Genomic DNA, 5,009 nt, shown 5'->3' on the forward strand with positions numbered 1-5,009 from the left:
GCCGTCGCGTGGGGGCTCAAGCGCACCGACGACTTCAACGGCGAGAGCCAGGAAGGCGCCGGCGTCTACCAGGTGACGTGCAAGAAGGGCCGCCGCTGGTCCACGGCGGACGCCTACCTGCGCCCAGCGCTTTCGCGGCCGAACCTCACGGTGAAGACGTGCGCGCCGGCCACCCGCGTCGTCTTCGAGGGCACCCGCGCGGTCGGCGTGTCCTATTTGGACAACGGCGTGGAGCGGACGGTGCGGGCTTCCGAAGTTGTGTTGAGCGGCGGCGCGGTGAACTCGCCGCAGCTGCTGATGGTTTCGGGGGTCGGCCCGGCCGAGCACCTGCGCGAGCACGGCATCGACGTCGTCGCCGCGCTGCCCGGCGTCGGCGAGAACCTGCACGACCACCCGGCGTGCGGGATCATCTGGTCCACCCGCGACACCACCGACCTGGTCGACGCGGCCACTCCTCGTGGCCTGGTCCGCTACCAGCTCACGAAGCGCGGCCCCTTGACGTCGAACATCGGCGAAGCGGGCGCGTTCTACCCGACCACGGACGGCCTGCCGGCGCCGGACATGCAGATCCACGTGGCGCCGACGTTGTTCTACGACAACGGGTTGCGCGAGCCGACGGTGCCGGGATTCACCGCGGCGGCCACACTGGTGGACGTCGCAAGCCGGGGGCGGCTGCGGCTGAAGTCGGCGAATCCGTTGTGGAAGCCGGAAATCGACCCGGCTTACTACGCCGAGCCGCGTGACATGGAGACGATGATCGCGGGGCTGCGGGCGTTGATCGAGATCGGGCAGGTGGGGCCGTTGCGGCGGTTCCTGGACAAGCCGTTCCTGCCGGTGCGGCACGACTTGAGTGATTCCGAGCTGGCCGAGCACGTCCGGGAGAAGACGCAGACGCTTTATCACCCGGTGGGGACTTGCTCGATCGGGTCGGTGGTTGACGCGGAGTTGCGGGTGCAGGGGGTGGAGGGGTTGCGGGTCGTGGATGCGTCCGTGATGCCGGTGGTGCCGCGGGGGAACACGAACGCGCCGACGATCATGGTGGCGGAGAAGGCGGCGGATCTGATTCGGGGGCGGTCGGCTTAGCTTCGGGCTTCGGGCTTCGGGCTTTGGCGCGGGGCCGGGTTTCGCGGGGCTTCCGGCGCGCGGCGGCCGGGCTGGTTCCAGCGCGGGGCCGGTCGCGCAGTGGCTTCCGGCACGCGGTTGCGCGGCTGGTTCCGCCGCGGGCCCAGTCGCGCAGTGGCTTCCGGCGCGCGGCGGCCGGGCTGGTTCCAGCGCGGGGCCGGTCGCGCGGCGGGCATTGGCTGGTTCGATTCCGCCGTCGGCCGGGGTGCGGCCTGGTTCGGCGCCGCCACCGGGATCGGTTTGCGTGGCGGCGGGCCAAGTCGGGCTGCTGCAGGTTGCTGAACCTTGCGCGCGGCGGCGAATGGGCGGCCCTCGGCCCCCCGGTATCCAGTCTACCGGCGCGCACCGACGGTTTCGGTGTTGTTCCGGGGTTGCGGACCCCAGTTGTCCACAACCCCGGAACGGCTCAGCGCTTGCCGTGGAGGATTGTCACCAGCTTGGCCACCAGGGCGTCCGTTGAGTCCTTGCGGGTGAACGATGTCAACGTCAGCGGCGCCGTGAAGCGTTGGCGGGCGATGGCCTTTGTGCGGGCGAACTCGCGCAGTCCTTCCGGACCGTGGATGCGGCCGAAGCCCGAGTCGCCGACGCCGCCGAACGGGAGCGATGCGATTCCCGCGAACGACAGCGGTGCGTTGATCGCCGTCATGCCCGTGCGCAGCTTCTCCGCCAGCTCCACTCCTCGGGACTTCGAGAACACCGTCGAACCCAGGCCGTACTTCGTGTTGTTCGCGCGCTCGACCGCTTCGTCCATGTCGCGGACCTTCGCGATCGTCACCGTCGGGCCGAACGTCTCCTCCGTCACCGCCTCGGAGTCCTCCGGGACGTCCACCAGGACCGTCGGCTGGGCGTAGCGGTCGCCCACCGCGTCCTCTCCGCCGAGGACCGCCTTGCCTCCGCGCGCGACCGCGTCCTGGATGTGGCGCCTGATCACGCCCAGCTGGGACGGCATCGTCACCGGGCCGTACTGGGCCGCCTCGTCCGAACCCGCCCGTACGTCCTTCGACTTCTCGACCACCTTGGCCACGAACTCGTCGTGGACCTTCTCGTGGACGTACACCCGCTCGACGCCGATGCAGGTCTGGCCCGAATTCGAGAACGCGCCCCACACCGTGGCGTCCGCCGCCGCGTCCAGGTCCGCGTCCGCGTCGACCAGGACCGGGTCCTTTCCGCCCGCCTCGATGACCACCGGCGTCAGCGTCTCGGCCGCCGCGGCCATGATGCGCTTGCCCGTTGCCGTCGAACCGGTGAACGCGATCTTGTCGACGCCCGCGCCCACCAGGGCCGCGCCCGTCTCGCCGAAGCCTGTGACCAGCTGCAGCACCGGCTGCTCCGGCACGATCTCGGCGAACGCGTCGACCAGCCACTTGCCGACGCCCGGCGTGTACTCGCTGGGCTTGAACACCACGGCGTTGCCCGCCGCCAGCGCGTACGCGATCGAGCCGAGCGGGGTGAACACCGGGTAGTTCCACGGGCCGATCACGCCGACCACGCCCAGCGGCTGGTACTCCACCGTCGCCGCCTGGTTCGACATCAGCAGGCCCGCCGAACGCTTCTGCTTGCCGAGGATCTTCTTCGCGTGCTTGCCCGCCCACGCGATGTGCTCGATGGCCAGGACGCTCTCCAGCTGCGCGTCGGCGATCGGCTTGCCGGTCTCGTCGCGGACCACCTGGCACAGCTGCGGCAGCCGCCGCGTCAGCACGCCCTTCCAGCTCTTCAGCCGCTCGGCGCGCCCGGCGAAGCCGAGCCCCGCCCACCACTCGGCCGCGACGCGCGCCCGCTCGACGGCCGCCTTGACGTCCTCCGCGGTGTGGATCGGGTAGGTTCCGACCACCTCGTCGGTCGCCGGGCTGAGCGAGTCGAAGGTTTCGCCGACCGACGTCGGCTTCGGCTGGACGGCAGTCATCGGCGTCTCCCGTAGGTCGAGGGTCAGCCCAGGTTACGACGTTACTGACACCGTGCCAATAGCTCGTGCGGGCTTCCGCACCAGCATTCCACCGGCGATCGCCGCGGCAAAGACACCGAACAACGGGGTGACCCACAGCGGCAGCACGCCGACCGCCAGCGACCCCAGCCCGAAGCCGGCCGCCTGCACCGTGAACGACAGCGAGAACCCGGCTGACCTGCGGTTCTTCGGCAGCAGGCGCTGCAGGTTGACCGACGTGGCGGCCACCAGCGGGCCGGTGCAGCCGCCGATCACCGCGACCGACGCGATCAACCCGGGCCAGCCGAAATCCGCCGCGAGGGTGAGCCCGCCGGCGACGAACCCGGCGAGGAACAGCCGCGGGTCGCCGGTCTTGCCCCGCCACGCGTAGAGCGCGCTGCCCGCGATGCTCGCGCCGCTCAGCACGGCGATCACGACCGGCGCGGCCGTTTCGGGCGCGCCGAGCCGCTGGACCAGCGGGAGCGGCGCCACCTCGATCGTCGACAGCAGCAGCCCGACGGTGAACGCGCAGCACAGCCACGGCAGGTAGGTGCCGAGCCGCGCAGGCGGGGCGTCGTCTTCGGGTTCCACGCGATCTTGGGAGCCCGCGCGGCGCGGGACGAGCAGCGCCGCCGCCAGGCACGCGGCGGCCATCGCGGCGAGCGGGACGAACGTGCCGGCCAGGTCGAGCAGCGCGACCAGCGCCGGACCGCCGATCAGCACGCCTTCGAGGAGCATCGCGTCGACGGAGATCGCCCGCGGCAGCAGCCCGTCGTCCACGGTGTCGGCCAGCAGCGTCCGGAAGCCGCCCGACAACGCGCCGGCCGTGATGCCGGGCAGCAGGACGAGCGCGACCAGGACCGGGGCGGGAGCGTCCGCGGCCAGCGCGAGCACGACGTACCCAGCTGCGGTCAGGAGCAGCAGCGCGGGCAGGCCCCGCGAAGGGCCGACGCGGTCGAGCAGCCGCCCGACCGGCACCGCGCACACCATCTCGGCGGCGACGAAGACCGACATCAGCACGCCGCCGAGCCGGTACGACCCGGTCGTGGCGGTGGTCAGCAGGGTGAACGCGAGCGGCGCCATGGTCGCCGGGAGGCGGGCGAACTGGACGCCCGCCGACCAGCGCCAGTACGCGCGATGGGTGAACAACGACATGCCGTCACGCTCTCGTGGCACGAACCCCGGGCATACTGATTCGGGTGAGAGCGAATCAGTCGTGATCGAGCTGGCCCTGACCGCGGCCGGGAGCCAGCGCGTCCGCTTCGCGATCTCGCCGCTGGAGGAGGTGCTGGGCGCGGTCCAGACGCTGCTCGGCATCCGGCGGCACCCCGCGCCGCTGCCGTGGCTCTCCGGGGTCCCCGACGTGCCCGAGCTGACGGCGGTGCTGGGCGCGCGGCACTACATCACCGAGTTCCTGAGCCCGCCGCCCGACGGTCCCGAGACGACCGCCGAAGCGCAGCTCGAGGTCGTTCGCGCGACACCGCCGGAGCAGGTGGCGCTGGAGCTGGGCATGGTCGACGCGGACCTGTCCGGGCTGCCGGCCGACCCGGCGGCCGCGCGCGACCTGCTCGCCGGGCAGCTGGAGACGGTCTGGCAGGCGGTGCTGGCGCCGCAGTGGCCGCGCCTGCGCGAGCTGCTCGCGGCGGACATCGCGCACCGGACGCGCCGGCTGGGGTCGGGCGGCCTCGCCGCGATGCTGGCGGAGCTCCACCCGCGCGTCCGGCTGTCGGGGACGTCGGTGCTGGTCGACGTCCGCGCCCGGGAGCGGCTGTCGATCGACTCACGCGGGTTGCTGCTGATCCCGGCGGTGTTCGCGTGGCCGAACGTCGGGGTGGTGACGGTGCCGCCGTGGCAGGTTTCGCTGCTGTACCCGGCTCGGGGCGTGGCTTCGCTGTGGAGTTCTTCCGCCACGCCGCCGGAACCGCTGGCGGAGGTGCTCGGCCGGACCCGGGCGCTGCTGCTGACC

4 protein-coding genes are annotated in these 5,009 nt (G+C 72.2%); 2 read left to right on the top strand and 2 right to left on the bottom strand.

What is annotated here, in order from left to right:
* Positions 1-1,083, top strand: a 1,083-nt coding sequence (locus CCN39_RS39260; protein WP_086851049.1) for a GMC family oxidoreductase, incomplete at its 5' end; no start/stop codon positions are given.
* Between the two features lie 445 nt (positions 1,084-1,528).
* Here the strand turns inward: CCN39_RS39260 and CCN39_RS39265 are convergent.
* Both CCN39_RS39265 and CCN39_RS39270 read right to left on the bottom strand, forming a co-directional pair.
* The gene (locus CCN39_RS39265; protein ID WP_086851051.1) at positions 1,529-3,025 is read right to left on the bottom strand and encodes an aldehyde dehydrogenase family protein; all 1,497 of its coding nucleotides are present in this window, start codon (positions 3,023-3,025) and stop codon (positions 1,529-1,531) included.
* Between the two features lie 33 nt (positions 3,026-3,058).
* Complete coding sequence (locus CCN39_RS39270) at positions 3,059-4,198, bottom strand: MFS transporter (RefSeq protein ID WP_086851053.1); 1,140 nt, start codon at positions 4,196-4,198, stop codon at positions 3,059-3,061.
* A gap of 61 nt (positions 4,199-4,259) precedes the next feature.
* Between CCN39_RS39270 and CCN39_RS39275 the strand changes: the two genes are divergently transcribed.
* On the top strand, positions 4,260-5,009 hold a 750-nt coding region (locus CCN39_RS39275; RefSeq protein ID WP_244211196.1), incomplete at its 3' end, for a DUF5937 family protein.

The sequence above is a fragment of the Amycolatopsis kentuckyensis genome (genome assembly GCF_002155975.1).
Lineage (GTDB): Bacteria > Actinomycetota > Actinomycetes > Mycobacteriales > Pseudonocardiaceae > Amycolatopsis > Amycolatopsis kentuckyensis.